General features: G+C 65.8%; 1 protein-coding gene and 1 pseudogene. Both read left to right on the forward strand.

Annotated elements, in window-relative coordinates; all coding sequences use genetic code 11:
• Positions 1–1,756: transglutaminase family protein (locus AC1D1P_RS21650; protein ID WP_477674392.1), on the forward strand; the 1,756-nt coding region annotated here is incomplete at its 5' end.
• 175 nt (positions 1,757–1,931) lie between these two features.
• Positions 1,932–2,149, forward strand: a pseudogene (locus AC1D1P_RS21655) (hypothetical protein); the annotation flags it as partial.

Genomic DNA, 2,149 nt, shown 5'->3' on the forward strand with positions numbered 1-2,149 from the left:
GGGCAACACCGCGCTGTCGCAAGCCAGCCGCATCCTGCAGTTCCGTCCGCTGGGCAATAACGGCGCCGGCGGCGCAGACGGCAAACCGGCCGGTGCGCCGGCCGCAGAAGACGCAACCGCAGCAGACGATCGCGCGCCCAAGCCCTTCGAATCGGCCGCCTGGCTCACGCGCACCGCCCTCTGTGTGGAAGTGCGCGACCCGCAGCGCGCCAACGGCCCCAAAGACAAACCCAAGGCCRACCCGGACAGCAAGGCCAACAAGTCGGGCCGTGGCGAAACCGGTGCGATCTACGTCTTCATGCCGCCCATGGAAAGGCTCGAAGACTACCTCGACCTGTTGGCCGCGGTGGAAGCAACGGCGCAGTCGCTGGGCGTGAGCATCGTGCTCGAAGGCTACCCGCCACCGCGCGACCCGCGCCTGAAGATGCTGCAGGTCACGCCTGACCCGGGCGTCATTGAAGTCAACATCCACCCGGCCTACAACTGGGGCGAGCTGGTGGAACACACCGAGTTCCTCTACAAGATTGCGCATGAAACGCGCCTGTCGGCCGAGAAATTCATGACCGACGGCCGCCACACCGGCACCGGCGGCGGCAACCACTTTGTGCTGGGTGGCGCCACGCCGGCCGACAGCCCCTTCCTGCGCAAGCCCGAGGTGCTGGGCAGCCTGATCGCCTACTGGCACAACCACCCGTCGCTGAGCTATCTGTTCTCGGGCATGTTCATCGGCCCGACCAGCCAGGCGCCGCGTGTGGACGAGGCCCGCAACGACCAGCTGTACGAACTGGAAATCGCCCTGCGCGAGATCGAGAACAACCGCAAAAAATACGGTGCCGACATGCCGCCCTGGCTGGTTGACCGCACACTGCGCAACATCCTGGTCGACGTCACCGGCAACACGCACCGTAGCGAGTTCTGCATCGACAAGATGTATTCGCCCGACTCCGCCACCGGGCGCCTGGGCCTGCTGGAGCTGCGCGCGTTTGAAATGCCGCCGCATGCGCGCATGAGCATTGCCCAGCAATTGCTGCTGCGCGCGCTGGTATCGCGCTTCTGGAACAAGCCCTACCACGGCCGTGTCACGCGCTGGGGCACCGAACTGCACGACCGCTTCCTGCTGCCGGGCTTTATCCGCATGGATTTTGAAGACGTGCTAACCGAGTTGCGCGAAGCCGGCTACGGCTTCGACATGGCCTGGTTCGAACCTCACTTCGAGTTCCGCTTCCCGTTGATCGGACAGGTCAAGGCCAACAGCATTGAGCTGACGCTGCGCAGCGCGCTGGAGCCCTGGCATGTGATGGGCGAGGAAGGCTCGGCCGGTGGCACGGTGCGTTACGTGGATTCATCGCTCGAGCGCGTCGAAGTGCATGTGACGGGCCTGAACGACAACCGCTATGTCGTCACCGTCAACGGCCGTGCATTGCCGCTGCAAAGCACCGGCCGCGTCGGCGAATATGTGGCCGGTGTGCGCTACAAGGCCTGGAACCCGCCATCGGCCCTGCACCCGTCGATCGGCGTGCATGCACCGCTCACGTTTGACATCGTCGACACCTGGATGGAACGCTCGCTGGGCGGCTGCCAGTACCATGTGGCGCACCCGGGCGGGCGCAGCTACGACACGCTGCCGGTCAATTCGTACGAGGCTGAAAGCCGCCGCCTCACACGCTTTTTCCGCATGGGCCATACACCCGGCAAGATGCGCGTCGCGCCGGCGCAGCCGAGCCGGGAGTTCCCGTTCACGCTCGATTTGCGTTGAATCCGTGCTGGCGACAGCCGCCCGGGAGCTTGAGGGTCCTCGGGCGAAGCGCCTCCCCGGCTGTCTTATGGCTGCAACATTTGCATGCGCAAGCGGCATAAATAGCCATTTTGGCCGCGCATTGAACCCGCCTTGAGCCTTGCAGGGGATGGGCCACAGGCATACTTGCACCCACGTGGAAAATAACACCCAGTCACTTTTTGCCGCCCAGTCGCTTGAATCCCCCTGCGCACTGGCTGCCGCGCTGGCGCCTCATGCGGCGGCGGGGCATTTCGATGAGTTGCGGGGCCGTGTGTCCGAAGGCCCCGCGCCCGCTGAAGCGGCCGCGCCGGCACAGCCCGCGCTGCGGGCCGCGGGCAGCCCCCCTGAAACAGCCCCGGCCCGGCCCGAAGC

Source organism: Polaromonas sp. P1_E1_2 (genome assembly GCF_056406035.1).